The 25,863-nt window shown below is 65.2% G+C and carries 19 protein-coding genes; 11 read left to right on the top strand and 8 right to left on the bottom strand.

Annotation, left to right across the window (positions count from 1 at the left end; translation table 11 throughout):
• Window positions 1-72: 72 nt before the first annotated feature.
• Complete coding sequence (locus IAG39_RS23475; RefSeq protein ID WP_088139105.1) at window positions 73-1,062, bottom strand: malate dehydrogenase; 990 nt, start codon at window positions 1,060-1,062, stop codon at window positions 73-75.
• Between the two features lie 368 nt (window positions 1,063-1,430).
• On the opposite strand from IAG39_RS23475, the gene IAG39_RS23470 reads away from it, so the two are divergent.
• The 8 genes from IAG39_RS23470 (at window position 1,431) to IAG39_RS23435 (ending at window position 8,582) form a co-directional block, all read left to right on the top strand.
• Complete coding sequence (locus IAG39_RS23470) at window positions 1,431-2,210, top strand: GntR family transcriptional regulator (protein ID WP_042792450.1); 780 nt, start codon at window positions 1,431-1,433, stop codon at window positions 2,208-2,210.
• Between the two features lie 121 nt (window positions 2,211-2,331).
• Entirely contained in the window at window positions 2,332-2,745 is a 414-nt protein-coding gene (sdhC, locus tag IAG39_RS23465; protein ID WP_013392307.1) for a succinate dehydrogenase, cytochrome b556 subunit, read from the top strand.
• Window positions 2,745-3,128, top strand: coding sequence for a succinate dehydrogenase, hydrophobic membrane anchor protein (gene sdhD / locus IAG39_RS23460; protein ID WP_013392308.1), 384 nt, complete (start codon window positions 2,745-2,747; stop codon window positions 3,126-3,128). The genes sdhC and sdhD overlap by 1 nt, the downstream gene beginning before the upstream one ends.
• Before the next feature lie 15 nt (window positions 3,129-3,143).
• Window positions 3,144-4,910, top strand: coding sequence for a succinate dehydrogenase flavoprotein subunit (gene sdhA / locus IAG39_RS23455; RefSeq protein WP_191295314.1), 1,767 nt, complete (start codon window positions 3,144-3,146; stop codon window positions 4,908-4,910).
• Between the two features lie 18 nt (window positions 4,911-4,928).
• Window positions 4,929-5,645 (top strand): succinate dehydrogenase iron-sulfur subunit, encoded by a 717-nt coding sequence (locus IAG39_RS23450; RefSeq protein ID WP_059374660.1) that lies wholly within the window; start codon window positions 4,929-4,931, stop codon window positions 5,643-5,645.
• Between the two features lie 132 nt (window positions 5,646-5,777).
• The gene (locus tag IAG39_RS23445; RefSeq protein ID WP_013392311.1) at window positions 5,778-6,038 is read left to right on the top strand and encodes a succinate dehydrogenase assembly factor 2; all 261 of its coding nucleotides are present in this window, start codon (window positions 5,778-5,780) and stop codon (window positions 6,036-6,038) included.
• A 19-nt stretch (window positions 6,039-6,057) separates the two neighbouring features.
• Window positions 6,058-7,368 (top strand): citrate synthase, encoded by a 1,311-nt coding sequence (gene gltA, locus IAG39_RS23440; RefSeq protein WP_059375329.1) that lies wholly within the window; start codon window positions 6,058-6,060, stop codon window positions 7,366-7,368.
• A 101-nt stretch (window positions 7,369-7,469) separates the two neighbouring features.
• Entirely contained in the window at window positions 7,470-8,582 is a 1,113-nt protein-coding gene (locus tag IAG39_RS23435; protein WP_118933996.1) for a hypothetical protein, read from the top strand.
• Between the two features lie 22 nt (window positions 8,583-8,604).
• Here IAG39_RS23435 and IAG39_RS23430 read toward each other — a convergent pair whose 3' ends face one another.
• From IAG39_RS23430 to mdeB, 3 genes are all read right to left on the bottom strand, one after another.
• Window positions 8,605-9,057: a DUF2214 family protein gene (locus tag IAG39_RS23430; protein ID WP_118933995.1), complete on the bottom strand. Its 453-nt coding sequence runs from the start codon at window positions 9,055-9,057 to the stop codon at window positions 8,605-8,607.
• 134 nt (window positions 9,058-9,191) lie between these two features.
• The gene (locus IAG39_RS23425; protein WP_059374654.1) at window positions 9,192-11,489 is read right to left on the bottom strand and encodes an NADP-dependent malic enzyme; all 2,298 of its coding nucleotides are present in this window, start codon (window positions 11,487-11,489) and stop codon (window positions 9,192-9,194) included.
• 190 nt (window positions 11,490-11,679) lie between these two features.
• Window positions 11,680-14,358 carry an alpha-ketoglutarate dehydrogenase gene (gene mdeB, locus IAG39_RS23420; protein WP_118933994.1) on the bottom strand — a complete coding sequence of 893 codons (2,679 nt, stop codon included), beginning with the start codon at window positions 14,356-14,358 and terminating at the stop codon, window positions 11,680-11,682.
• A gap of 224 nt (window positions 14,359-14,582) precedes the next feature.
• On the opposite strand from mdeB, the gene IAG39_RS23415 reads away from it, so the two are divergent.
• Window positions 14,583-16,631: an OPT family oligopeptide transporter gene (locus tag IAG39_RS23415; protein ID WP_118933993.1), complete on the top strand. Its 2,049-nt coding sequence runs from the start codon at window positions 14,583-14,585 to the stop codon at window positions 16,629-16,631.
• A gap of 31 nt (window positions 16,632-16,662) precedes the next feature.
• Here the strand turns inward: IAG39_RS23415 and IAG39_RS23410 are convergent, their stop codons facing one another.
• The 4 genes from IAG39_RS23410 to IAG39_RS23395 form a co-directional block, all read right to left on the bottom strand.
• Window positions 16,663-17,895 (bottom strand): M20 family metallopeptidase, encoded by a 1,233-nt coding sequence (locus IAG39_RS23410; protein ID WP_059374648.1) that lies wholly within the window; start codon window positions 17,893-17,895, stop codon window positions 16,663-16,665.
• Window positions 17,896-17,901: 6 nt separating this feature from the next.
• On the bottom strand, window positions 17,902-19,665 hold the full coding sequence (uraD, locus tag IAG39_RS23405) for a 2-oxo-4-hydroxy-4-carboxy-5-ureidoimidazoline decarboxylase (protein WP_118933992.1): 1,764 nt from the start codon (window positions 19,663-19,665) through the stop codon (window positions 17,902-17,904).
• An 11-nt stretch (window positions 19,666-19,676) separates the two neighbouring features.
• The gene (puuE, locus tag IAG39_RS23400) at window positions 19,677-20,621 is read right to left on the bottom strand and encodes an allantoinase PuuE (RefSeq protein WP_118933991.1); all 945 of its coding nucleotides are present in this window, start codon (window positions 20,619-20,621) and stop codon (window positions 19,677-19,679) included.
• Window positions 20,622-20,914: 293 nt separating this feature from the next.
• Window positions 20,915-21,931, bottom strand: coding sequence for a 1-aminocyclopropane-1-carboxylate deaminase (locus IAG39_RS23395; RefSeq protein ID WP_054450759.1), 1,017 nt, complete (start codon window positions 21,929-21,931; stop codon window positions 20,915-20,917).
• A 181-nt stretch (window positions 21,932-22,112) separates the two neighbouring features.
• Between IAG39_RS23395 and IAG39_RS23390 the strand changes: the two genes are divergently transcribed.
• Both IAG39_RS23390 and IAG39_RS23385 read left to right on the top strand, forming a co-directional pair.
• The gene (locus IAG39_RS23390; protein WP_059374642.1) at window positions 22,113-22,583 is read left to right on the top strand and encodes an Lrp/AsnC family transcriptional regulator; all 471 of its coding nucleotides are present in this window, start codon (window positions 22,113-22,115) and stop codon (window positions 22,581-22,583) included.
• A gap of 328 nt (window positions 22,584-22,911) precedes the next feature.
• The gene (locus IAG39_RS23385; RefSeq protein WP_118933990.1) at window positions 22,912-25,779 is read left to right on the top strand and encodes a 2-oxoglutarate dehydrogenase E1 component; all 2,868 of its coding nucleotides are present in this window, start codon (window positions 22,912-22,914) and stop codon (window positions 25,777-25,779) included.
• Window positions 25,780-25,863 lie beyond the last annotated feature (84 nt).

Raw genomic sequence — 25,863 nt, 5'->3', positions numbered from 1 at the left:
CAGGTTTATGTTTCGGTCTTGCCTAGGAATTGGGCCCGCGCAAACGGGCCCAATTCTTTACTCATGCGCTGCTTACTTCAGCAGGTCCTTGACGCCGTCGCGCTCTTCGAGGAGCTCTTTCAGCGTGAAGTCCAGGCGCTCGCGCGAGAAGGCGTCGATTTCCAGGCCTTCGATGCGCTTGTATTCGCCGTTTTCGGTCGTGACCGGCACGCCGTAGATGATGCCTTCGGGGATGCCGTAGGAGCCGTCCGACGGGATGCCCATCGTGACCCACTTGCCGTTGCTGCCCAGGACCCAGTCACGGACGTGGTCGATGGCGGCGTTGGCGGCCGAAGCGGCCGAGGACAGGCCGCGGGCTTCGATGATGGCGGCGCCGCGCTTGCCCACGGTGGGGATGAACGTGTCGCGGTTCCAGGCGTCGTCGTTGATCAGCTTGGACAGCGATTCGCCGCCGACGGTGGCGAAGCGGTAGTCGGGGTACATCGTGGGCGAGTGGTTGCCCCACACGACCAGCTTTTCAATCGCGGCGACCGGCTTGCCCGACTTGGCGGACAGTTGCGACAGGGCACGGTTGTGGTCCAGGCGCAGCATGGCGGTGAAGTTCTTGGCGGGCAGGTCCGGCGCCGACTTCATGGCGATGTAGGCGTTGGTGTTGGCCGGGTTGCCGACGACCAGGACCTTGACGTTGCGGCTGGCGACGTCGTTCAGGGCCTTGCCCTGAGCCGTGAAGATCTGGGCGTTGACCGACAGCAGGTCCTTGCGTTCCATGCCAGGGCCGCGCGGGCGGGCGCCAACCAGCAGGGCCACGTCGGCGTCCTTGAAGGCGGTGCGCGGATCGCTGTGGGCGGTGACTTCTTGCAGCAGCGGGAAGGCGCAGTCATCCAGTTCCATGATGACGCCCTTCAGGGCCTTTTGCGCTTTCTCGTCGGGGATTTCCAGCAGTTGCAGGATGACGGGTTGATCTTTACCCAGCATTTCGCCCGAGGCGATGCGGAATAGCAGTGCGTAACCGATTTGGCCGGCGGCGCCGGTGACGGCGACACGCAAGGCAGGCTTGGACATGGACGTTCTCCGTAATGGTTTGGCGAGAAAAAATCTCACCAAGCAGTGTAATCGTTGGGCGTGAAAATCAACGCGTGTGCAACGGCGCGCGCAGCGGCATGCGCGGGGCCCGGGCAGCGTTGAATCCTAGATCGAATTTACGTGTCCGTCAATTGCTCTTCTATCTTATATAAGACATAAGACGTTGGACAGCGTCCCGGCCGATATGCCACAATAGAGCGTTTATTCGAATGCGCCGCAACCCGGTTTCGGTTGCGCGCCTGTATCAAGCCAGAACACCGGCGGCAGCAGCGCATTGCGGATGGGTTCGCTGCCTCGCGCCGCCCTCCCATTTCCTCCGGATAAACATGACTCAATCAAAAAGATCCATGGCAGAGCCCCGGCCCGAAACCTCCTTACGCATTCGCGCCGCCCGCACGGCGGGCGAGGGGGCCGCTTTCAGTCCGCTCTACCGGCAAATCAAGGATCTGCTTGTCCAGAGCCTGGAACGCGGCGAATGGAAGCCCGGTGAACTCATCCCCAGCGAAATCGATCTGGCTGCCCGTTTCCAGGTGAGCCAGGGCACGGTGCGCAAGGCGGTCGATGAGCTGGCTGCCGAGCACATGCTGCTGCGCCGGCAGGGCAAGGGCACTTTCGTCGCCACCCACCACGAAGCGCGTGTGCGCTACCGCTTCCTGCGCCTGGCCGCCGACGACGAAGGCGAGGCCGGCCGGGCGGAAAGCCGCATCCTGGAATGCCGGCGCCTGCGTGCGCCCGCCGAGATCGCGCGCGCCCTGGACCTGCGGGCCGGCGAAACCGTCGTCATGATCCGCCGCCTGCTGTCCATGGGGCAGACGCCCACCGTCGTGGACGACATCTGGCTGCCTGGTTCCATCTTCCGTGGACTGACCCTGGAGCTGTTGACCGCCAACAAGGCGCCGCTCTACGGTCTGTTCGAATCCGAATTCGGCGTGAGCATGGTGCGCGCGGACGAAAAGCTGCGCGCGGTGATCGCGCCGGCCGAGGTCTGTCCGCTGCTTAATGTTCCCGCCGGGACGCCGTTGTTGCAGGTGGATAGGGTGTCTTATACGTATGGTGACCGCCCCATGGAAATTCGCCGGGGGTTGTACTTGACCGATCGATACCACTACCGCAATAGTCTGAATTGATGAGTTTTTTACCTACGATTTGATACCGACCCTATCTCTGGGCGAAAATACCGTGTTTGCCCGCAAGGGCTACGGCATTTCCGCCGTAACGATTCCCTAGTTCCGAAACACCGAGGCCGTCATGTCCGACACCGCTGCCAAGCCACGTCCGCAGTTTCGCAATATTGGTATTGCGCAACTCGCCAGCTACCGCCTGCCCCTGGCCGGCAAGCTGTCCATCCTGCACCGCGTCAGCGGCGCGCTGCTGTTCCTCTGTCTTCCCTTGGTCATTCTGCCGCTGTTCGCGGCCAGCGTGGCCGCGCCGCAGACGTTCGCAGCCGTGGCCGCGTACGCCGGCAATCCGATCGTCAAGCTTGTCTTCCTGGTCCTGATCTGGGGCTATCTGCACCACTTCTGTGCCGGCATCCGCTACCTGCTGCTGGACCTGCACATTGGTATCGACAAGCTGTCGGCCAAGAAGAGCGCCGGCGTGGTTTTCGGGGTGAGCCTGGCGCTGACCCTGGTGTTCGCTCTCAAACTGTTCGGAGTGCTGTAATGGCCGACGTCAAAAACTACGGACCCAAGCGTCTGGTCGTGGGCGCCCATTACGGCGTCATGGATTTCATCATCCAGCGCATCACCGCCGTCATCATGGCCGTGTACACGCTGGTGCTGCTCATCGGCATCCTGATGATGCCGGCCTTCACGTACGAGCACTGGACTGCGCTGTTCAACTTCTACGTGGGCGTTCTTCCGGTTGGCCAGATCCTGGCCACCCTTGCATTCATTGCGCTGGCCTGGCATGCCTGGATTGGTGTGCGCGACATCTGGATGGACTACGTCAAGTCGGTGGGCGTGCGCCTGCTGCTGCAAGTGCTGACGATCCTCTGGCTGGTCGGTTCGGTCGTTTACTTCGCGCAAATCCTCTGGAGCATTTAAGCCGTGGTCTCTGTCATGAAATCCCTGCCGCGCCGCCAGTTTGATGTGGTGGTCGTTGGCGCCGGTGGAGCCGGCATGCGTTGTTCGCTGCAACTGTCCCAAGCGGGCCTGTCCGTTGCAGTGCTGTCCAAGGTGTTCCCCACGCGTTCGCACACGGTTGCCGCACAGGGCGGCGTGAGCGCCTCGCTGGGCAACATGAGCGAAGACAACTGGTACTGGCACATGTACGACACCGTCAAGGGTTCGGACTGGCTGGGCGACCAGGACGCCATCGAATTCATGTGCCGCGAAGCGCCGAACGCCGTGTACGAGCTCGAGCACTTCGGCATGCCGTTCGACCGCAACCCCGACGGCACCATCTACCAGCGCCCGTTCGGCGGCCACACCGCCAACTTCGGTGAAAAGCCGGTCCAGCGCGCCTGTGCCGCTGCCGACCGCACCGGCCACGCGCTGCTGCACACCCTCTACCAGCGCAACGTCGCCGCGCGCACCCAGTTCTTCGTCGAATGGATGGCGCTGGACCTGCTGCGCAACGAAGCGGGCGACGTCGTGGGCGTGACCGCCCTGGAAATGGAAACGGGCGAAATCTACATCCTGGAAGCCAAGACCACGGTGCTGGCCACCGGCGGCGCCGGCCGCATCTGGGCCGCTTCCACCAACGCCTTCATCAACACCGGTGACGGCCTGGGCATGGCCGCCCGCGCGGGCATTCCGCTGCAGGACATGGAATTCTGGCAATTCCACCCGACCGGCGTGGCCGGCGCCGGCGTGCTGATCACCGAAGGCGTGCGCGGCGAAGGCGGCATCCTGCTGAACAAGGATGGCGAACGCTTCATGGAGCGCTATGCGCCCACGCTGAAGGATCTGGCCCCGCGCGACTTCGTGTCCCGCTCGATGGACCAGGAAATCAAGGAAGGCCGCGGCTGCGGTCCGGACGGCAGCTACGTGGTCCTCAAGCTGGACCACCTGGGCGCCGACGTGATCAACAAGCGTCTGCCCTCGATCCGCGAAATCGCGATCAAGTTCGGCAACGTGGACCCGATCAAGGAACCGATCCCCGTCGTTCCGACCATCCACTACCAGATGGGCGGCATTCCGGCCAACTACCACGGCCAGGTGCTGACGCGCGAAAACGGCGAGAACAAGATCGTCAACGGCCTGTACGCCATCGGCGAATGCGCCGCGGTGTCGGTGCACGGCGCCAACCGCCTGGGCACCAACTCGCTGCTGGACCTGATCGTGTTCGGCCGCGCCACCGGCAACCACATCGTCAATTCGCATCCGGAACGCCAGCACGCGCACCAGCCCGTGCCGCAGCAAGCCGTCGAATTCTCGCTGGACCGCGTCAACAAGCTGGAATCGCGCACCTCGGGCGAGAAGACCCAGGACATCGGCAACGCCATCCGCTTCTCGATGCAGCGCCACTGCGGCGTGTTCCGCACGCTGGAGCTGCTGAACGAAGGCGTGACCCAGATCGAGGATCTGGCCAAGCAGGCCGACCACATCTACTTCAAGGACAAGTCCAAGGTGTTCAACACCGCGCGCGTCGAGGCGCTGGAAATGGCGAACATGACCGAAGTGGCCCGCGCCACCATCAAGTCGGCCGCCGCCCGCACCGAAAGCCGCGGCGCACACGCGCTGGACGACCACCCGACGCGCGACGACGAAAACTGGCTGAAGCACACGCTGTGGTACTCCGAAGGCAGCCGCCTGGATTACAAGCCCGTGCAGATGAAGCCGCTGACGGTCGAGTCCTTCCCGCCCAAGGCGCGTACCTTCTAAGTCCGGATTGAGCCCACTATGAGCACCAAGAGAATCGTCAAGTTCGAAATCTACCGCTACGATCCGGACAAGGACGAGCGCCCGTACATGCAGAAGCTGGACGTCGAACTCCAGCCGACCGACAAGATGCTGCTCGATGCGCTGGTGCGCATCAAGAACGACGTCGATGACAGCCTGGCCCTGCGCCGCTCGTGCCGTGAAGGCGTGTGCGGTTCGGACGCCATGAACATCAACGGCAAGAACGGTCTGGCGTGCACGACCAACCTGCGCGAACTGAAGGAACCCATCGTTCTGCGTCCGCTGCCGGGCCTGCCCGTCATCCGCGACCTGATCGTGGACATGACGCACTTCTTCAACCAGTACCACTCGATCCGCCCGTACCTCATCAACGACACGCCGCCGCCCGAAAAGGAACGTCTGCAGTCGCCCGAGGCCCGCGAAGAGCTGGATGGCCTGTACGAATGCATTCTGTGCGCGTGCTGTTCCACTTCCTGCCCGTCGTTCTGGTGGAACCCGGACAAGTTCGTCGGCCCGGCCGGCCTGCTGCAAGCCTACCGCTTCATCGCCGACAGCCGCGATGAAGCCACGGGCAGCCGCCTCGACAACCTGGACGATCCGTACCGCCTGTTCCGTTGCCACACCATCATGAATTGCGTCGACGTCTGTCCCAAGGGACTGAACCCGACCAAGGCGATCGGCAAGATCAAGGAACTGATGGTTCGCCGTACGGTCTAGTTTTAAGCAAGCGCATTTTGCCTCCGGCGGCGTTTTTGCCGCCGGGCCGTCCCAAGGCAAAAACGCCCTCCAGGGGGTGGCAAACCCGTGTAGCGGGTGCGGCGTTGGGGCTTTTTTTAGGTGTAAAGAAAGATGAGCAAGCTAACTGAATTGGAGCGGGCGCGTTTGCGTTGGCGGGCGCGCCGCGGCTTGCTCGAAAACGACTTGATCATCACCCGGTATCTGGATGCCCACGAGGCTGAACTTACCGATGATGACGTGGCCGCATTGACGCAGCTTTTCGAGATGGGAGACAACGACCTTCTCGATCTGCTGCTGGCCCGCAAAGAGCTTGAGGGCGCGCTGGACACGCCCAGGCTTCGGAGCATCATTGGCCAGATGCGCGCGCTCTGATTAATTGAGAGGAATGAACATGAACCTGTCTGACAAAAAAGCCACTCTATCCTTCTCGGATGGCAGCGCCCCCATTGAGTTCCCTGTTTACAAGGGTACGGTTGGTCCGGATGTGATCGACATCCGCAAGCTGTACGGCCAGACGGGCATGTTCACGTTTGACCCCGGCTTCATGTCCACCGCCGCCTGCGAATCGGGCATCACGTACATCGACGGCGACAAGGGCGAACTGCTGTACCGCGGCTACCCCATCGAGCAATTGGCCGTCAATTGCGACTTCATGGACATCTGCTACCTGATCCTGAACGGCGAACTGCCCAACAAGGACCAGAAGGCCGATTTCGATTCGCAAGTGACCCATCACACGATGGTCAACGAGCAGCTGCACTTCTTCCTGCGCGGCTTCCGCCGCGACGCGCACCCGATGGCCGTGCTGACCGGCCTGGTCGGCGCGCTGTCCGCGTTCTACCACGACTCCACCGACATCACGAACCCGCAGCATCGCCACATCTCGGCCATCCGCCTGATCGCCAAGATGCCGACGCTGGTCGCGATGGCCTATAAGTACTCGCAAGGCCAGCCCTTCATCTACCCGCAGAACAACCTGTCCTACACGGGCAACTTCCTGCGCATGATGTTCGCCACGCCGTGCGAAGACTACAAGGTGAACGAAGTCGTCGAGCGCGCGCTGGACCGCATCTTCATCCTGCACGCCGACCACGAGCAGAACGCTTCGACCTCGACCGTCCGCCTGTGCGGCTCGTCGGGCACCAACCCGTTCGCCGCCATTTCGGCCGGCGTGGCTTGCCTGTGGGGCCCGGCTCACGGCGGCGCCAACGAAGCTTGCCTGCAGATGCTGGAAGAGCTGCAAGCCAACGGCGGCATCGCCAAGGTCGGCGAGTTCATGGAGAAGGTCAAGGACAAGAACTCGGGCGTGCGCCTGATGGGCTTTGGCCACCGCGTCTACAAGAACTACGACCCGCGCGCCAAGCTGATGCAGGAAACCTGCAAGGAAGTGCTCTCGGCCCTGGGCCTGGAAAACGACCCGCTGTTCAAGCTGGCCATGGAACTGGAACGCATCGCCCTGTCGGATCCGTACTTCGTTCAGCGCAAGCTGTACCCGAACGTGGACTTCTACTCGGGTATCGTCCAGCGCGCCATCGGCATCCCGACCTCGCTGTTCACGGCCATCTTCGCGCTGGCCCGCACGGTGGGCTGGATCGCCCAGTGGAACGAAATGCTGTCGGATCCCGATTACAAGATCGGCCGTCCGCGCCAGCTGTTCACCGGTTCGGTCACGCGCGATGTGCCGCCGATGGACAAGCGTTGATACGCAGCCTGGCTTGAGCAAGAAACCGCCTTCGGGCGGTTTTTTGTTGCCTGTTCGCCGTGTGGCCGCGGCGTGATGGTTTGGCGTGTACCATCCTTGCCATGATTCCGATAGCGCTGCCTTCCGCCGGCTTTTACATTTTTGTTTCCCTGGGTTTTCTCGCCGGTCTGGCGTTGCTGGCCTGGGCCGTGGTCCTGGTTGCCATCGGCGGCGCGCGCCGCACGGTGCGCAAGTACTGGAAGACCTCCACCCTGGTATTCGTCGTGCTGGCCGTGCCGTTCGCCTTCTATGCCTGGGTGCAGACGGTGATCTGGCAAATCGAGCGGGAGGGCGCCCGCGCCGAGGCAGCTCGCAATGTCACGCTGCAGGAAGCCACGACCGTCGGTGGCACCGTCATGCCCGCGGGAACGCGGCTGAAGCTGCAGGACGAAGGGCAGCTGGAGACCTATCTCGAAGCGGAGTTTCCGCAGCCCGTGGCCATGTATGGCGTGCAGGCGTCGAGCGCGCGGCGTTATCTCGATTCGGACTATGACGACGAAACCTACGCCTTGCGGGGCCGCTATCCGCGCAACGTCATCCTGCGCGGTGCGGGCAGCCAGACCGTGCTGGGCTGGCGGTGCGACGCCACGCAGGAGATCGAGTTCGAGGTGAAGCGCGATGGCGCGATGACGGCGCTAGACAAGTGCGTGCTGGGTCCGGGCAACCGCGCCGAAACCCTGGATCTCGCGCCGGGTTCCATCCTCTACGGCTCCAGCGGCACGGTCTACACCGATGGCTCGAGCGATCCGGATCGCTGGCGCATCGAGGTCAAGGATCCGATGGCGGTCCGGATATTCGGGCTGCCCTTGAGCGAGCCCAGGCTGTATCTTGACGAGGCGCGGCGCCTGCTGCGGGTCAGCGATGCGGAACTGGCTTGCCCGACGCGATTCGGCGGCGTGAGCTATGCCGCCGGCACTCAGGTGAAGTCGGTGCGCCGCGGCCGCGGCGATGCGCGCGAACCGTACCCGGGCGTGCTGGTGCTGAGCCCCTGGAATGGCCAGGCCGCCAAACGCGACGGCCAGGCCGACGTGCCGGAAGGCATGTCGGTGATGCAGACCTTGGCCGGCGAGGTCGTGGACGTGGTCCAGAACGATACGGTGGGCGTCTTCCACTTCGCCACCTTTGTCGTGGGCGACGAGGAGCCCGAGGCCCGCCGCCGCGCATCCTGCTCTTGATGCGCGCGGCCCTGGCGGAGTGTTACGCGCCGATGCCGCGCGCCATCAGCACGGCGAACAGCGGCAGGAAGATGAACAGGTGCGATTCGATCATGACCCAGCGCCGCGCCCGCTTGATGTCGGCGGCCGCGGGCAGGAAGCCCGGCTGCTGGCGCGATTGCTTGGCCCAGCGCAGGAAGGTCATCGTGGGCGCGATCGAACAGAGGCCGATGATGACGAAGAGCGTGATCTTGGCGTGGAACCAGGGATTGCTCATGTAGAACGCGGCGCCCTTGATGCCCAGCGTCAGGCGCAGCACGCCGGTGACAAGCACCACCACGGCGCTCAGCGCATAGAGGCGGTCATAGATGACCAGGCGCTTGAGGCCGGCGGCGGTGAGATCGGGCCGCAGCAGCACGGCTTCGGCGGTCAGGACCACCACCAGCAGGAAAATGGCCAGGTAATGAAACCAGGCATACAAGGCGTCGGCCAGCATGTGGACTCCAGAAAACAAGGTTGAACTTGGTTTTTACCATCAGCCCGGGCCGGCAGGCTATCGCGGCGGAAAGTGCCCGCAGCAAGAAATAGGGCGCCCCAAGGGGCGCCCTTTGCCTTAATGGCCGTCGATGATCAACGACGCTTCTTGGCGGCCTCGGCGGCTTCCTGCTGCGCGTCCACCACGGCCAGCGCCGTCATGTTGACGATGCGGCGCACGGTGGCGCTGGTGGTCAGGATGTGCACAGGGCGCGCCGCGCCCAGCAGGATCGGACCCATCGCGACGCCATTGCTGCCAGTCATCTTCAACATGTTGTACGTGATGTTGCCGGTGTCCAGCGTGGGCATGACGAGCAGGTTGGCGCGGCCCTTGAGCGTGCTGTCCGGGTAGGCCAGCACGCGGATCTTTTCCGACAGGGCGGCGTCGGCGTGCATTTCGCCGTCGACTTCCAGGTCGGGAGCGCGGTCCTGCACCATCTGGCGCGCGGCGGCCATCTTGCGCGAGGATTCCGTCACGCGGCTGCCGAAGTTGGAGTGCGACAGCAGGGCGATCTTCGGCACCACGCCAAAGCGCAGCATTTCGTCCGCGGCCTGGATGGTGATGCTGGCGACTTCCTCGGCCGTCGGGTTCTCGTTGACGTGGGTGTCGGTGACGAACAGCGTCTGGTCGGGCAGCATCAGCACGTTCAGCGCGGCGTAGGTCTGGCCTTCCTTCTTGCCGATGATTTCGTCGATGTACTTGAGCTGGTTGTCGTACTTGCTGGCCACGCCGCAGAGCAGGGCGTCCGCGTCGCCACGGCGCAGCAGCATCGCGCCGATCAGCGTGTTGTGCTTGCGGATCATCGCCTTGGCGATGGCCGGCGTCACGCCTTCGCGGCCCTTCAACTGGTAGTACGCATTCCAGGTTTCGTTGAAGCGGCTGTCGTCTTCCGGATCCACGATCTCGAAGTCCTGGCCGGCCGCCAGGCGCAGGCCGAACTTCTTGATGCGCATTTCGATGACGGCCGGGCGGCCGATCAGGATCGGGAACGCCAGCTTTTCATCGGCCACGGTCTGCACCGCGCGCAGCACGCGCTCGTCTTCGCCGTCGGCGTAGATGACGCGCTTGGGCGCCTTCTTGGCCTGGGCGAACAGCGGACGCATCAGCTGGCCCGAGTGGTACACGAAGCCCATCAGCTTCTGGCGGTAGGCCTCGATGTCTTCGATGGGGCGGGCAGCCACGCCGGAGTCGGCGGCGGCTTGGGCCACGGCCGGGGCGATCTGGACGATCAGGCGCGGGTCGAAGGGCTTCGGGATGATGTAGTCCGGGCCGAACGACAGTTCCTGGCCGGCGTAGGCGCGGGCCACTTCGTCGTTTTGTTCGGCTTGAGCCAGTTCGGCGATGGCCTTCACGCAAGCCAGCTTCATTTCTTCCGTGATGCGCGAGGCGCCGGCGTCCATGGCGCCGCGGAAGATGAACGGGAAGCACAGCACGTTGTTGACCTGGTTCGGGTAGTCCGAACGGCCGGTGGCGATGATGCAGTCCGGGCGGGCGGCCTTGGCCACCTCGGGACGGATTTCCGGTTCCGGGTTGGCCAGCGCCAGGATCAGCGGGCTGGCGGCCATGGTCTTGACCATGTCGGCGGTCAGCACGCCGGCGGTCGAGCAGCCCAGGAACACGTCGGCGCCGTTTACCACGTCAGCCAGCGTGCGGGCGTCGGTCTTCTGCGCGTAACGCTTCTTGTTGGCTTCCATGTTTTCATCGCGGCCGTCCCAGATCACGCCGCGCGAGTCCACCACGTAGATGTTCTCGCGCTTGACGCCCAGGTGCACCAGCAGGTCCAGGCAGGCGATGGCGGCGGCGCCGGCGCCCGAGCAAGCCAGCTTGACCGAGCCGATGTCCTTGTTCACGACCTTCAGGCCGTTCAGGATGGCGGCCGACGAAATGATGGCGGTGCCGTGCTGGTCGTCGTGGAAGACGGGGATCTTCATGCGCTCGCGCAGCTTCTTCTCGATGTAGAAGCACTCGGGCGCCTTGATGTCCTCGAGGTTGACGCCGCCCAGCGTGGGCTCCAGCGCCGCGATGATGTCGACCAGCTTGTCGGGGTCGTTCTCGGCCAGTTCGATGTCGAACACGTCGATGCCGGCGAACTTCTTGAACAGGCAGCCCTTGCCTTCCATCACAGGCTTGGCGGCCAGCGGGCCGATGTTGCCCAGGCCCAGCACGGCGGTGCCGTTGGTGATCACGCCCACCAGGTTGCCGCGCGAGGTGTACTTCGAGGCGGCGTCATCGCCTTGGTCGAAGATGGCCATGCAGGCGGCCGCCACGCCGGGGGAGTAGGCCAGGGACAGGTCGTCCTGGTTGGCCAGCGTCTTGGTCGGCGTGACCGAGATTTTGCCGGGGGTGGGGTAGGCGTGGTAGTCCAACGCCATTTTGGTGAGGGTTTCGTCCATGGGATACAGGCCTTGCGGGCGCTAAATGGAAAGGAAATGGGATTGCAAAAAGCGGGCTCGCGGCCCGCCGTATTTTCTGGGAAATGCTTGGGAACACCCGTATTTCAACAGAAAGCGCGGGTGCTTGGTTGTTGCGCTGCAGCGAATGGACGATTTTGCGCAAAACCTCGCTGCATCCCGGATTGCAATCCTATCTATCCCAAGGCGGCGTTTGCCGCGTGCCGGCATTCAGGCGCGCGCGCAGCGTCTGGGCGTCTTCCTGGCGGTCCAGGCTGTCCAGCGCGTACAGCACGATCCAGTCCGCGCTGACCTCGAAGAAGTCGCGCAGCTGGGCGCGGGTGTCGCTGCGGCCGAAGCCGTCGGTACCCAGCGTGCGGTAGGGCGCGGGCACCCAGGCGCGGATCTGTTCCGGCACGGCGCGCACGTAGTCGCTGGCGGCAACCACCGGGGCGTTGCTGGCGCCCAGGCAGGTGCGGACCCAGTCGGCGCCGGACGCAAGGCCGAGCACGCGGGCGCGTTCGGCTTCGCGGCCGGCGCGGGCCAGCTCGGAAAAGCTGGTGACGCTCCAGACTTCGGCGTCCACGCCGTAGTCGGCCTGCAGCCGTTGCGCGGCAATTTCGGCCTCGCGCAGCATGGGGCCGGCGCCCAGCAGGCGCACCTGGGCCTGCCCGCGCGCGGGCCGCAGGCGGTACATGCCGCGCAGGATGCCCTCGCGTACGTCTTCGCCTGCCGGCATGTCCGGCTGCGCCAGGTTCTCGTTGGTGACGGTCAGGTAGTAGAACTCGTCGCGCTGCTCGTCCAGCATGCGGCGCATGCCGTGCTCGACGATGATGGCGACCTCGTAGGCATAGGCCGGGTCATAGGCGCGGCAGTTCGGCACTGCGGCGGCCATGATGTGGCTGGAGCCGTCCTGGTGCTGCAGCCCTTCGCCGCCCAGCGTGGTGCGGCCGGAGGTGGCGCCGACGAGGAAGCCGCGCGTGCGCTGATCGGCGGCAGCCCAGATCAGGTCGCCGATGCGCTGGAAGCCGAACATCGAGTAATAGATATAGAAGGGCAGCATCGGCAGGCCGTTGACCGAATAGCTGGTGCCCGCGGCCGTCCACGAGGAAATCGCGCCGGCCTCGGTAATGCCTTCTTCCAGGATCTGGCCGTCGCGCGCTTCGCGGTAATACAGCACCGAGCCGATGTCCTCGGGTTCATAGAGTTGGCCTTGCGCGGAGTAGATGCCGATCTGGCGGAACAGGTTGGCCATGCCGAAGGTGCGCGCCTCGTCCGCCACGATGGGCACGATGCGCGGCCCCACGGTGGCGTCCTTGAGCAGGGCGGTCAGCATGCGCACGATGGCCATGGTGGACGACATTTCCTTGCCGTCGGCGGCCAGCGCGAAACGCGCCCAGTGTTCGGCGTCCGGCGGCGCCAGGCGCGGCGCCTCGGTGTTGCGGCGGGGAATGTGGCCGCCCAGCGCGGCGCGGCGGGCCTGCAGGTGGCGCAGTTCGGCGCTGTCCTCGGCCGGGCGGTAGAACTTGAGCGCCAGGCAATCGGCGTCCGAGATCGGCAGCGCGAAGCGGTCGCGGAAGGCCAGCAGCGCCTCGTCGTCCAGCTTCTTCTGCTGGTGCGTGGTCATCTTGCCCTGGCCGGCCGACCCCATGCCGAAGCCCTTCTTGGTCTGCGCCAGAATCACCGTGGGCTGGCCGCGATGGCGCACGGCGCGGTGGTAGGCCGCATGGATCTTCACCATGTCATGGCCGCCGCGGTGCAGCCGGTCGATGGCCTCGTCGCTCCAGTCGGCCACCAGAGCAGCCAGTTCGGGATTCTGGTTGAAGAAGTGGGCGCGGTTGAAGGCGCCGTCGTTGGCCGCGAAGGTCTGGAACTGTCCGTCCACGGTGTTGGCGAAGGCGCGCGCCAGGGCGCCGCCGGTGTCGCGCCGCAAGAGCGCGTCCCAGTCGCTGCCCCAGACCAGCTTGATGACGTTCCAGCCCGCGCCCGCATACAGCGTTTCCAGCTCATCGATGATGCGGCCGTTGCCGCGCACCGGGCCGTCCAGGCGCTGCAGGTTGCAATTGACCACGAACACCAGGTTGTCGAGTTTCTCGCGCGCGGCCAGCGTCAGCGCGGCGATGGATTCGGGTTCGTCCATTTCGCCGTCGCCGAAGATGCCCCAGACCTTGCGGTCGCCGCCGGGCATGAGCGAACGGTGCTCCAGATAGCGCATGAAGCGCGCCTGGTAGATGGCGTTGATGGGGCCGATGCCCATCGACCCCGTGGGGAACTGCCAGAAGTCGGGCATCAGCCACGGGTGCGGGTACGACGACAGTCCGCGCAGGCCGCGCGCGCCGGCCGTGATCTCCTGGCGGAAATGCGCCAGGTCCTCTTCGCCCAGGAATCCTTCCAGATAGGCGCGGGCATACACGCCGGGCGCCGAGTGCGGCTGCATGTAGACCAGGTCGCCGGGGCCGTCCGGGCTCTGCGCGCGGAAGAAATGGTTGAAGCCGACCTCGAACAGGTCGGCGGCCGAGGCATAGCTGGCGATGTGGCCGCCCAGCTCCCCATGCGCCTGGTTGGCGCGCACCACCATCGCCAGCGCGTTCCAGCGGTTGATGCGGGCGATGCGCTCCTCCACGGCGAGGTTGCCGGGGAAGGGCGGCTCCTGGTCGGCGGGGATGGTGTTGAGGTAGGCGGTGCGGGTCTGGCTGTTGGCGCGCAGGCCCAGCGACGCCGCATGGCCCAGCAGATTGTCCAGCACGTAGCCCGCCCGTTCAGAACCTTCCGCCTGTACCAGCGATTCCAGCGCCTCGCGCCATTCGGCGGTTTCGGCGGGATCGGCGTCGTGCTGGATGTCTTGCCCGGGGGCGGAACTGGCGTCGCGCATGGTCTGGTCGTCTCCTGGTTTGACGTCCATGCTAGACCCTAGCCCCTGGCATGGGTGATCAAAATTCTGGGGAAACTTCGGAAAATTCAGCATAATCTTTTGCAAGTTTTACTGCTTGCGGCAGCTTCTGCCGAGGATATGCTTGGCGGTCGTCTCAGAGGGGTGACCGCTGGGTGGACGCGAAGGCGCTAGAATTCGCGCCTGGCAAGATAGGAATAACTGCAATGACCCAACCCATCAGCGTCCCGGCAGAGGTCACGTTGCCCGAACTTACGTTCCGCGGCATCCTCCTGGGCGCAATCATCACCGTCATCTTCACGGCTTCCAACGTCTTTCTCGGACTGAAGGTGGGCCTGACGTTCTCATCCGCCATTCCGGCGGCGGTGATCTCGATGTCCGTCCTGCGCCTGTTCAAGGACGCGAACATCCTCGAAAACAACATGGTGCAGACCCAGGCCTCCGCGGCCGGGACGCTGTCGTCCATCATCTTCATCCTGCCGGCCCTGGTCATGATGGGACACTGGCAGGGCTTCCCGTTCTGGCAGACGCTGGGCATCTGCGCCGCCGGCGGCATGCTGGGCGTGATGTTCACCATTCCGCTGCGCCACGTGATGGTGGTGCAGAGCGACTTGCCGTATCCGGAAGGCGTGGCCGCCGCTGAAATCCTGCGGGTGGGCAGCGCCGAGCGCGCCCAGGACGAGGCCGCGGAGGACGGACGCGCACCGGCCAAGGCCGAGACCGGCATGGGCGACATCGTGGCTGGCGGCGTGGTCGCCGCCGCGGTCAGTTTCGCCGCCAGCGGACTGCGCGTGCTGGGCGACAGCGTCAGCGGCTGGTTCGCACTGGGCGGCGCGGTATTCCGGCTGCCCATGGGCTTTTCGTTGGCGCTGCTGGGCGCGGGCTACCTGATCGGCATCGTCGCCGGGCTGGCCATGCTGACCGGACTGATTATTTCCTGGGGCATCGCCGTGCCCATCCTGACCGCCATGGGCGACATGCCCGCGGGCACGTCGCTGGCGAAGTACGCTACCGGCCTGTGGGCTTCGCAGGTGCGCTTCATCGGCGCCGGCGTGATCGGCGTGGGCGCCATCTGGACGCTGGCCACGCTGTTCATGCCGATGGCGCGCGGCGTCAAGGCTTCGTTCGCGGCGCTGACCAAGGCGGGCGCCGCCCGTGCCGGGCGCGCGCCGCGCACCGAGCGCGACCTGTCGGCCGGCTGGATTTCAGCGGTGACGCTGGTGCTGGTGGCGGTGCTGGTCGTCACGTTCCAGGTGTTCCTGTCCGGCGCGCCGCTGTCGCCCGCCGGCATCTGGAAGCTGGTGGCCTACGCCGTGCTGTTCGCCTTCGTCTTCGGCTTCCTGGTGGCCGCGGCCTGCGGCTACATGGCCGGCCTGGTAGGGTCGTCGACCAGCCCGATCTCGGGCGTGGGTATCGTCGCCATCGTGCTGGTATCGCTGCTGATGCTGGCGCTGGGCGGCGAACTGCTGGGCGCGCAGAACGGCGTGCAGATGGCGATTGCGTTGTCGATCTTCAGCACCTCGGCGGTGGTGGCGGTGGCCTCCATTTCCAACGACAACCTGCAGGACTTGAAAACCGGCTGGCTGGTGGGCGCGACGCCCTGGCGTCAGCAGGTGGCCCTGCTGATCGGCTGCGTGGCCGGCGCGGCGGTGATTTCGCCGGTGCTGGAACTGCTCTACAACGCCTACGGTTTTGCCGACGCCATGCCGCGCGCAGGCATGGACCCGGCGCAGGCCTTGTCGGCGCCGCAGGCGACGCTGATGCTGGCGATCGCGCGCGGCATCTTCACGCACCAGCTCAACTGGACCATGATCCTGATCGGCATGGCGGTCGGCGTGGGGCTGATCGTGGTGGACGAAATCATGAAGCGCACCTGCCGCGTGGCCCGCATTCCGGTGCTGGCCGTGGGTATCGGCATCTACCTGCCGCCCACCGTCGCCGCGCCCATCGTGGTCGGAGCGGTCCTGGCATGGCTGCTGGAACGCGCTCTGCGCCGCCGCGCGGCCGCCGCCGGCAAGCCCTACGAGCAGTTCGCCGACGCGGCCAACCGCCGCGGCGTGCTGATCGCCTCTGGCCTGATCGTGGGCGAAAGCCTGGTCGGCGTGCTGATGGCCGGCATCATCGGCGCGGCCGGTACCGAAGCGCCGCTGGCGATCGCCGGCGCGGGCTTCGAGCACACGGCCTCGTTCCTGGGCCTGGCCGTCTTCGTGGCGGTGGCGATCCTGTTCTGGCGCCGGGTGATGAAACTGGCGTGAAGCGCCCGGCCGGTCCTGCCGGGCGCCCGCCTCAGGCGGCGTCCAGCAGGTCGGCCAGCGTGCGGGCGATGACCTTGGTGGCGCGCCGCAGGTCTTCCAGCACCACCCGCTCATCGTTGCGCTTGGCGTGCGATTCCAGCACGGTGCGCGGTCCGGCGCCGTAGATCACGCCCGGAATGCCCGCTTCGGCGTACAGGCGCACGTCGGTATAAAGCGGCGTGCCCATGGCGGCGATGGGCTCGCCGAACAATTCCTCTCCATGTTTCTGTATGGCCTGCACCAGCGGCTGGTTGCCCGGCAGCGGGCGCATGGAATTGGCCAGCAGCAGGCGCTTGATGTCCACGCTGATGCCGGGCACGGAGGCGGCGGTTTCCTGGATGATGCGGCGGATGTCGGCCTCGACCTCGGCCGCGTTTTCTTCGGGGATCATGCGCCGGTCCAGCTTGAACACCACCTTGCCCGGCACCACGTTGGTGTTGGTGCCGCCTTCGATGCGGCCGACGTTCAGGTAGGGGTGGCTGATGCCCGGCACCTCGGAGCGGATCTCCCGATACCGCGTGTTCTGCGCGTACAGCGCGTTCAGGATCGCGACCGCGCCTTGCAGCGCATCCACGCCGCTGCTGGGGATGGCGGCATGCGCCATCTTGCCGTGGACCGTCACTTCCATCTGCAGGCAGCCGTTGTGGGCGGTCACGACCTCGTAGCTGAAACCCGCGGCGATCAGCAGATCGGGCTTGGTCAGGCCTTGGGACAGCAGCCAGCCGGGGCCGAGCAGGCCACCGAATTCCTCGTCGTAGGTGAAGTGCAGTTCGACCGCGCCGCGGCTGGGGCGGGCGACGGCTTCCAACGCGCGCAGGGCGAACGTGTAGCTGGCGAAATCGCTCTTGCTGACCGCGGCGGCGCGGCCGTACAGGCTGCCGCCGTCGATTTCGCCGCCGTAAGGATCATGTTCCCAGCCTTCGCCCGGCGGCACCACGTCGCCGTGGGCGTTGAGCGCCACGCGCAGGCCGCCCGCGCCGTACTCGCGGCGCACGATGAGGTTGGTGATGGATTGCAGGCCATAGTCCCGCACCTCCTGCGCCGGCACCGGATGGGCTTCGGCCTCCAGGCCGAAGCCTTGCAGCAATTCGGTCGTGCGCTCGGCGTGTGGCGCATTGTTGCCGGGAGGCGTGTCGGTCGGCACGCGCACCAGCTCCTGCAGGAAGCGGACTTCCTCGTCAAAGTGGGCGTCAATCCAGGCGTCGAGTCGGGCGTAATCGGTCATGGTCGGCTATTGGGTGTCGTGGGCAAGATCGTCGAGCAGGCGCAGGAACGCCAGCACGGCAAGCTGGATGTCGTCGCTGGAGGTGGATTCGCGCGGGTTGTGGCTGATGCCGGAGTTCTGGCCGCGTACGAACAGCATGGCCTGGGGCATGACTTCATGCAGCTTCATGGCGTCGTGGCCGGCGCCGCTGGGCATGCGATGGACGGGCAGTCCCAGCGCGTCGACGGCGCGTTCCCAGCGCTGCTGCCAGGCCGGATCGCTGGGCGCGGCGGCGGCGCGCATGGTTTCTTCCAGCGTGTAGCGCAGGCCGCGGCGCTGGCAGATGGCTTCGAGCTCGGCCAGCACGTCGCGCGCCAGCGCATCACGCTGCGCGTCGCTGGGCGCGCGTAGGTCCAGGCTGAAGCGGCATTCTCCCGGCACCACGTTGATCGAACCGCCGGGCACTTCCAGCATGCCCATGGTGCCGACCGAGTCGCCGTCGCGGGCGGCGCGCTGCTCCACGTACAAGGCCAGCTCGGCCGTGGCGGTGGCGGCGTCGCGGCGGCGGTTCATCGGGGTGGTGCCGGCGTGGCAGGCCAGGCCGTTGATCCGCACCTGATAGCGCACGCAGCCGTTGATGGACGTGACCACGGCCAGCGGCAGCCCCATTTCGTAGAGCACCGGACCTTGTTCGATGTGGACTTCGACGAAGCCCAGATAGCGGGCGGGATCGCGCTTGAGCTTGGGGATGTCTGCGCTGCGTAGGCCGGCTTGCGCCATGGCGTCGCGCATGCTGACGCCGTCTGCGTCCTGCTGGTCCAGCCATTGCGGCTTGAAGTCGCCGATCAACGCGCCCGAACCCAGGAAGGTGGCGCGGTAGCGCTGGCCTTCCTCTTCCGCGAAGCCGATGACTTCCAGGTGGTAGGGCAGGCGCTTGCCCTGGCGGTGCAGTTCGCGCACGCAGGCCATCGGCACGAAGATGCCCAGCCGGCCGTCGTACTTGCCGGCGTTGCGCACGGTGTCGTAATGGCTGCCGGTCATGAGGGTGGGGGCGTCGGCGCTGGCGGCCAGGTAGCGGCCGACCACGTTGCCAACCGCATCGATGCCGACCTCGTCGAAACCGCAGTCGCGCATCCATTGCGACAACAGCGCGGCGCAGGCGCGGTGGGCTGCGGTCAGGTAGGTGACGGTGAGCTGGCCTTTTTCTGCGTAGCCCGGATCGCTGTGGACGGCCAGTTGTTCGCCCCAGTCCCAGATGTCGTTGCCGATGGCGGGCTCGGCGTCGAAGCTATCGCGCAGGCGGATCTCGGCGATGCGGTGCAGCTGCTGCTGGGCTTCTTCGAATTCCAGGTCCGGCGGGTTGTCCAGGCGGCGGGTGAATTCGTCGATCACCTGCTGGCGCGTCATGCCGGCGCCGCGCGGGCCGCGTACGGCCAGCACGAAGGGAAAGCCGAATCTGGCGCCGTAGTCGGCGTTCAATGCTTGCAGGCGAGCCAATTCGGCGGGCGTGCACGCGGCCAATCCGGCCAAGTCCTGTTCGCGTGCCGAATCGGCGTTCCGGGGCGTGCCTGCTGCCAGCTCCGGATGGGCGCGCAGCAGCGCCGTCCGGGCGTCGGCGTCGGCCTCGTTCACGGCGCGGCGCAGGCGCTGCGCCAGGTCGGCCAGCGAGCGAAACGGCCGGTGGCCAAGCGCGCGTTCGGCGATCCAGGGCGCATGTCCGTACAGGCCGTCGAGCATGGCGACGGCGTCCGCGGGCGCCGCCGCATTGAGTTGGGCTAGGGTATGGGCCATGGCCGTCCTGTTCAGGCGTTGGGGGTGTAGGGATGCGCCGCCTTCCAGTGGCGCGCGATGTCCAGCCGCCGGCAGACCCAGACGCGGTCATGGCTGGCAATGTGGTCCAGGAAACGCTGCAGCGCGGTGATGCGGCCGGGCCGGCCCAGCAGGCGGCAATGCATGCCGATGCTCATCATCTTGGGCGCTTCGTCGCCTTCGGCGTAGAGCGCGTCGAAGCTGTCCTTCAGGTACTGGAAGAAGGGATCAGCGTGCGAATAGCCCTGCGGCAGCGCGAAGCGCATGTCGTTGCAGTCCAGCGTGTAGGGCACGATCAGTTGCGGCACGACGCTGCCGTCCGTTTTCTGTACGCGCATCCAGAAGGGCAGATCGTCGCCGTAGTAGTCGCTGTCGTACTCGAACCCGCCATAGTCGGCCACCAGGCGCCGCGTGCGCGGACTGTCGCGGCCGGTGTACCAGCCCAGCGGACGGCTGCCGGTCATTTGCGTGATCGCGTCCATGGCCAGGCGCATGTGTTCGCGCTCGGTGGCCTCGTCGATGTGCTGATAGTGGATCCAGCGCCAGCCGTGGCAGGCGATCTCGTGTCCCAGTTCGACGAAGGCGGCGGTCAGTTCCGGATGGCGCTGCAAGGCCATGCCCACGCCGAATACCGTCAGCGGCAGGCCGCGCTTCTCGAATTCCCGCAGGATGCGCCAGACGCCGGCGCGCGAGCCGTACTCGTAGATGCCCTCCATGCTGAGGTGGCGCTCGGGATAGCTGGCGGGGTTGAACATTTCCGACAGGAACTGTTCGGACCCGGGGTCGCCATGCAGCACGCTGTTCTCGCCGCCTTCCTCGTAATTCAGCACGAACTGCACCGCGATGCGCGCCTGCCCCGGCCATCGGGCATGCGGCGGATTGCGGCCGTAGCCGGCCAGGTCGCGGGGGTAGGGGAGCGTGGAATCGTAGACGGTCATGAGGCGGGCGGAGGGCAACGGCGCGCGGCGGCCGGGCGTGGGTGAGCGGATGACTTCCTGATGATCAGCACCATAGCGGGAAATCGTAGGTTTGTATACAAACTATGTACATAATTTTATTTGGGGGCTGGAAAGGCGGGCCCAAACGAAAAACCCAGCCGGCGGATACGCCGGCTGGGCTGCGCTTCCTGCGCTCATCATCGGCGCTGGCGGCCAGGACTGGCAAGTCCAGGGCCTGGCCGGCCTTTCAGCGCAAGTCGCCGCAAGGCCAGCCGAAGGCGCCGTAGGCGCCCTTATCCGTTGCGGTAGAGAAAGCTGTAGGCGTTGATCGCCGGCACCCCTCCCAGGTGCGCATACAGAACCCGCGAGCCGGCCGGAATCTCGCCGCGGCGGATGATGTCCATCATGCCCTGCATGGATTTTCCTTCGTAGACCGGGTCGGTCATCATGCCCTCGAGCCGGGCGCAAAGACGGATGGCCTCGTTGGTCTCGGCCGAGGGCAGGCCATAGGCCGGGTAGGCATAGCGGGTGTCCAGCACCACGTCGCGCTCTTCGATGGCGGCGCCGAGTCCGACCATGTCGGCCGTGCGCCGCGCGATGCGCAGGATCTGCGCGCGGGTTTGCTCGGGCGTGCCTGAAGCGTCGATGCCGATGACGCGGTCCGCGCGGCCATCCGCCGCAAAGCCCACCACCATGCCGGCCTGCGTGCTGCCCGTGACCGCGCAGACGACGATGTAGTCGAACTTGAAGCCCAGCTCGGCTTCCTGGCGCCGCACTTCCTCGGCGAAGCCGACGTAGCCCAGGCCGCCGAGTTCGTGGTCGGACGCGCCCGCTGGAATCGCGTAGGGCTTGCCGCCGCGCTTGCGGACATCTTCCAGCGCCTCTTCCCAGCTGCGGCGAAAGCCGATGTCGAACCCCTGGTCCACCAGACGCACGTCGGCGCCCATCAGGCGGCTCATCATGATGTTGCCGACCCGGTCGTAGACCGCGTCCGAATAGTCCACCCAGTTTTCCTGCACCAGCACGCAGGCCAGCCCGAGCTTGGCGGCCACGGCTGCCACCATGCGGGTGTGGTTGGACTGGATGCCGCCGATGGTGACCAGCGTGTCGCAGCCCTGTTCCAGCGCCTGCGGGATCAGGTACTCCAGCTTGCGCAGCTTGTTGCCGCCGAAGGCGAGGCCGCTGTTGCAGTCTTCGCGCTTGGCGTAGATCTCGACCTTGCCGCCCAGATGCGCGGACAGGCGCTCGAGCTTCTCGATGGGGGTGTCGCCGAAGGTCAGGCGATGGCGCGGAAATCGTTGCAGATCCATGGGACTCTCCTGGGCCGGGCCGGGTGGCGCGGATGGAAAAATCATAGGAATTTCAAGGATTTGCCGTCAATTGCGTATTTTTATTATTTAAAAGGAAAATAATTAAATAAACGTCCAAGTTTCTATTTAATATTTCTAGATTGGCTTTTTGATCGAAATTTAATTTTCAGGGACGCATCAAATGCCGACGAATTCTGACCTGGACCGCATCGATCGCCACATCCTGCGCGTGCTGCAGCAGGACGCCCAGATCACCAACCTGGAACTGAGCGCGCGCGTCCACCTGAGCCCGGCCGCCTGCCTGCGCCGCGTGGAAAAGCTCAAGAGCGAGGGAGTCATCCGCAAGACCGTCGCCCTGCTGGAACCGGCAGAGGTGGACATGGCCACCCTGGTCATCGTGGGCGTGGTGCTGGACCGCTCCACACCGGAGTCCTTCACGGATTTCGAAGCCGCGGCGCGCGGCATCAGCGGCTGCCTGGAATGCCACCTGGTGGCAGGCGAGTTCGACTACTTCCTGATGCTGCGCATCCGCGACCTGGAACGCTTTAACAAGCTGCATGCGGGCGAGATCATCAAGCTGCCCGGCGTACGCCAGATCCGCACCTTTTTCGTCCTGAAAGAGATCCTGTCGACCACCGAATTGCCCGTATGAACGAGGCTAATGCGCAACACTGCAATTTTTGCCAGTGAAAATGATGCGGCGCGGCATTTTGGATTGCCGGAAATTGAATGCGAGTAGACGGCGCAATGGAAGGGGTTGCCTGGACATTCCAATGCTGCATGACGGCATTCCGAATGCGCTTTTGCGTCACGCAAACGCAAGAAGACGTCCTTAAACTCAAAGGGCTATACTCTTATCCCATACGGCTTTTAAGGCTTGTACGCGCCTTCTGCCCCTGCTATCCGCTTAACGGGAAGCCCGTGTCGCGGAAGGTTTTCCTGCATCGTGTCGAGTGAAGCACTCGTAAAGGTGAAGCGATATGTCTTCGGAAATAGAATCTCTATCCACGTCTTATCTCTTTGGGGGTAACGCCCCTTATGTTGAGGAGCTTTACGAAGCCTACCTCGACAATCCCGGTTCGGTACCTGACAACTGGCGCGAATACTTCGACCAGCTGCAACACGCTCCCGCCACCGACGGCCAGGAATCCACCCGCGACCAGGCCCACGCTCCCATCGTCGAATCGTTCGCCCAACGCGCCAAGGCCAATGCCTTCGTGCAACGCGCGGCCGAACCCGATCTGACCGTGGCCAGCAAGCAGGTTTCGGTGCAGTCGCTGATCGCGGCCTACCGCTCCCTGGGTTCGCGCTGGGCCGACCTGGATCCGCTCAAGCGCCAGGAACGTCCCCCGATCCCCGAACTCGATCCGGCCTTCTACGGCCTGACCGAAGCCGATCTGGACCAGACCTACTCGGCCACCAACACCTACTTCACGACCGCCAGCACCATGACGCTGCGCGACATCCTGAAGGCGCTGCGCGACACCTACTGCCGCAGCATCGGTGCCGAATTCACGCACATCTCCGACCCCGCCGCCAAGCGCTGGATCCAGGAACGCCTGGAAGCCACCCTGGGCGCGCCGGCCTACTCGGCCGAAGAAAAGCGCCACATCCTGCAGCAGCTGACCGAGTCCGAAGGCCTCGAGCGCTTCCTGCACACCAAGTACGTCGGCCAGAAGCGCTTCTCGCTGGAAGGCGGCGAAAGCTTCATCGCCTCGATGGACGAAGTGGTGAACCACGCCGGTGAAAACGGCGTCCAGGAAATCGTGGTCGGCATGGCCCACCGCGGCCGCCTGAACCTGCTCGTGAACATCATGGGCAAGATGCCCGGCGACCTGTTCGCCGAGTTCGAAGGCAAGCACGCCGAAGGCCTGACCGACGGCGACGTGAAGTACCACAACGGCTTCTCCAGCGACCTGTCCACCCGTGGCGGCCCGGTCCACCTGTCGCTCGCGTTCAACCCGTCGCACCTGGAAATCGTCAACCCCGTGGTCGAAGGCAGCGCACGCGCCCGCCAGGAACGCCGCGGCGACGCCGAAGGCAAGCAAGTCCTGCCGGTGCTGGTGCACGGCGACGCGGCCTTCGCCGGCCAGGGCGTGGTCATGGAAACCCTGAACCTGGCCCAGACCCGCGGCTACGGCACGGGCGGCACGCTGCACATCGTCATCAACAACCAGATCGGCTTCACCACGTCCGACCCGCGCGATTCGCGCTCGACGCTGTATTGCACCGACGTGGTCAAGATGATCGAAGCGCCGGTGTTCCACGTCAACGGCGACGATCCCGAAGCCGTCGTGTTCGTCACCAAGCTGGCTCTGGACTACCGCCTGCAGTTCCGCCACGACGTCGTCGTGGACATCGTCTGCTTCCGCAAGCTGGGCCACAACGAGCAAGACACCCCGTCGCTGACGCAGCCCCTGATGTACAAGCGCATCGGCCATCACCCCGGCACGCGCAAGCTGTACGCCGACAAGCTGACCACGCAAGGCGTGCTGGCCGAAGGCGAAGCCGATCAGCTCGTCAAGGACTACCGCCAGCTGATGGAAGACGGCCAGCGCACCATCGAGCCGGTGCTGACCGACTACAAGAGCAAGTACGCCATCGACTGGTCGCCGTTCCTGGGCGCCAAGTGGACCGACCAGGCCGACACCGCCGTGCCGCTGGCCGAACTCAAGCGCATCGGCGAACGCATCACCACCGTGCCGGAAGGCTTCACGGTGCACCCGCTGGTCGCCAAGCTGCTGAACGACCGCCGCACCATGGCCAAGGGCGAAATGAACCTGGACTGGGGCATGGGCGAACACCTCGCCTTCGCGACCCTGGTGTCCTCGGGCTACGCCATCCGCATCACCGGCCAGGACTCGGGCCGCGGCACGTTCACGCACCGCCACGCCGTGCTGCACGACCAGAACCGCGAACGCTGGAACGACGGCACCTACATTCCGCTGCAAAACGTCTCGGAAGGCCAGGCTCCGTTCACCGTCATCGACTCCGTGCTGTCCGAAGAGGCGGTGCTGGGCTTTGAATACGGCTACTCCAGCGCCGAACCCAACACGCTGACCATCTGGGAAGGCCAGTTCGGCGACTTCGTCAACGGCGCCCAGGTCGTGATCGACCAGTTCATCAGCTCCGGCGAAGCCAAGTGGGGCCGCCAGTCGGGCCTGACCCTGATGCTGCCGCACGGCTACGAAGGCCAGGGTCCCGAGCACTCGTCGGGCCGCATCGAGCGCTTCCTGCAGCTGTGCGCCGACAACAACATGCAAGTGGTCCAGCCGACCTCCGCGTCGCAGATCTTCCACGTGCTGCGTCGTCAGATGATCCGTCCGTTCCGCAAGCCGCTGGTGCTGTTCACGCCCAAGTCGCTGCTGCGCAACAAGGACGCCGGTTCGCCCCTGACCGATCTGGCCGGCGGCAGCTTCCGCCCGGTCATCGGCGAGGTCGACGAGGCCATCGACGCCAGCAAGGTCAAGCGCGTGCTGGCTTGCTCGGGCAAGGTCTACTACGATCTGGTCAATGCCCGCCGCGAGCGTGGCGCCGACAACGTTGCGATCGTCCGCGTCGAACAGCTGTATCCGTTCGCGCACAAGTCGTTCGAAACGGAACTGCGCAAGTACCCGAAGGCAACCGAAGTGATCTGGGTTCAGGACGAACCGCAGAACCAGGGCGCCTGGTTCTACGTTCAGCATCACGTGTACGAGAACATGGTCGAAGGCCAGAAGCTGGGTTACGCCGGCCGCGCCGCGTCGGCATCGCCGGCCGTGGGCTACCTGGCCAAGCACCAGGAGCAGCAGAAGGCCCTGATCGACACGGCTTTCGCGCCCAAGTTCAAGGTCATGTTGACGAAGTAACACTCGCTTGATGCACGCGCCGCGCGCGCAGGTTTCTGGAATTCCGATTCGAAGCTTGCCGCGCAGCGCGACCAGAACACAAAC

The organism is Achromobacter xylosoxidans, from assembly GCF_014490035.1.
Lineage (GTDB): Bacteria > Pseudomonadota > Gammaproteobacteria > Burkholderiales > Burkholderiaceae_B > Achromobacter > Achromobacter bronchisepticus_A.
This window is presented reverse-complemented; position numbering and strand designations above follow the sequence as displayed.

What these genes read in the sequence shown, in the direction of transcription:
- sdhD (WP_013392308.1), top strand. Translation starts at nt 2,745, where the DNA reads ATGGCCGACGTCAAAAACTACGGACCCAAGCGTCTGGTCGTGGGCGCC.
- sdhA (WP_191295314.1), top strand. Translation starts at nt 3,144, where the DNA reads ATGAAATCCCTGCCGCGCCGCCAGTTTGATGTGGTGGTCGTTGGCGCC.
- IAG39_RS23395 (WP_054450759.1), bottom strand. Translation starts at nt 21,931, where the DNA reads ATGGATCTGCAACGATTTCCGCGCCATCGCCTGACCTTCGGCGACACC.
- IAG39_RS23425 (WP_059374654.1), bottom strand. Translation starts at nt 11,489, where the DNA reads ATGGACGAAACCCTCACCAAAATGGCGTTGGACTACCACGCCTACCCC.
- IAG39_RS23385 (WP_118933990.1), top strand. Translation starts at nt 22,912, where the DNA reads ATGTCTTCGGAAATAGAATCTCTATCCACGTCTTATCTCTTTGGGGGT.
- gltA (WP_059375329.1), top strand. Translation starts at nt 6,058, where the DNA reads ATGAACCTGTCTGACAAAAAAGCCACTCTATCCTTCTCGGATGGCAGC.
- sdhC (WP_013392307.1), top strand. Translation starts at nt 2,332, where the DNA reads ATGTCCGACACCGCTGCCAAGCCACGTCCGCAGTTTCGCAATATTGGT.
- IAG39_RS23475 (WP_088139105.1), bottom strand. Translation starts at nt 1,062, where the DNA reads ATGTCCAAGCCTGCCTTGCGTGTCGCCGTCACCGGCGCCGCCGGCCAA.
- IAG39_RS23435 (WP_118933996.1), top strand. Translation starts at nt 7,470, where the DNA reads ATGATTCCGATAGCGCTGCCTTCCGCCGGCTTTTACATTTTTGTTTCC.
- IAG39_RS23450 (WP_059374660.1), top strand. Translation starts at nt 4,929, where the DNA reads ATGAGCACCAAGAGAATCGTCAAGTTCGAAATCTACCGCTACGATCCG.
- puuE (WP_118933991.1), bottom strand. Translation starts at nt 20,621, where the DNA reads ATGACCGTCTACGATTCCACGCTCCCCTACCCCCGCGACCTGGCCGGC.
- IAG39_RS23415 (WP_118933993.1), top strand. Translation starts at nt 14,583, where the DNA reads ATGACCCAACCCATCAGCGTCCCGGCAGAGGTCACGTTGCCCGAACTT.
- IAG39_RS23430 (WP_118933995.1), bottom strand. Translation starts at nt 9,057, where the DNA reads ATGCTGGCCGACGCCTTGTATGCCTGGTTTCATTACCTGGCCATTTTC.
- IAG39_RS23445 (WP_013392311.1), top strand. Translation starts at nt 5,778, where the DNA reads ATGAGCAAGCTAACTGAATTGGAGCGGGCGCGTTTGCGTTGGCGGGCG.
- mdeB (WP_118933994.1), bottom strand. Translation starts at nt 14,358, where the DNA reads ATGCGCGACGCCAGTTCCGCCCCCGGGCAAGACATCCAGCACGACGCC.
- IAG39_RS23470 (WP_042792450.1), top strand. Translation starts at nt 1,431, where the DNA reads ATGGCAGAGCCCCGGCCCGAAACCTCCTTACGCATTCGCGCCGCCCGC.
- IAG39_RS23410 (WP_059374648.1), bottom strand. Translation starts at nt 17,895, where the DNA reads ATGACCGATTACGCCCGACTCGACGCCTGGATTGACGCCCACTTTGAC.
- uraD (WP_118933992.1), bottom strand. Translation starts at nt 19,665, where the DNA reads ATGGCCCATACCCTAGCCCAACTCAATGCGGCGGCGCCCGCGGACGCC.
- IAG39_RS23390 (WP_059374642.1), top strand. Translation starts at nt 22,113, where the DNA reads ATGCCGACGAATTCTGACCTGGACCGCATCGATCGCCACATCCTGCGC.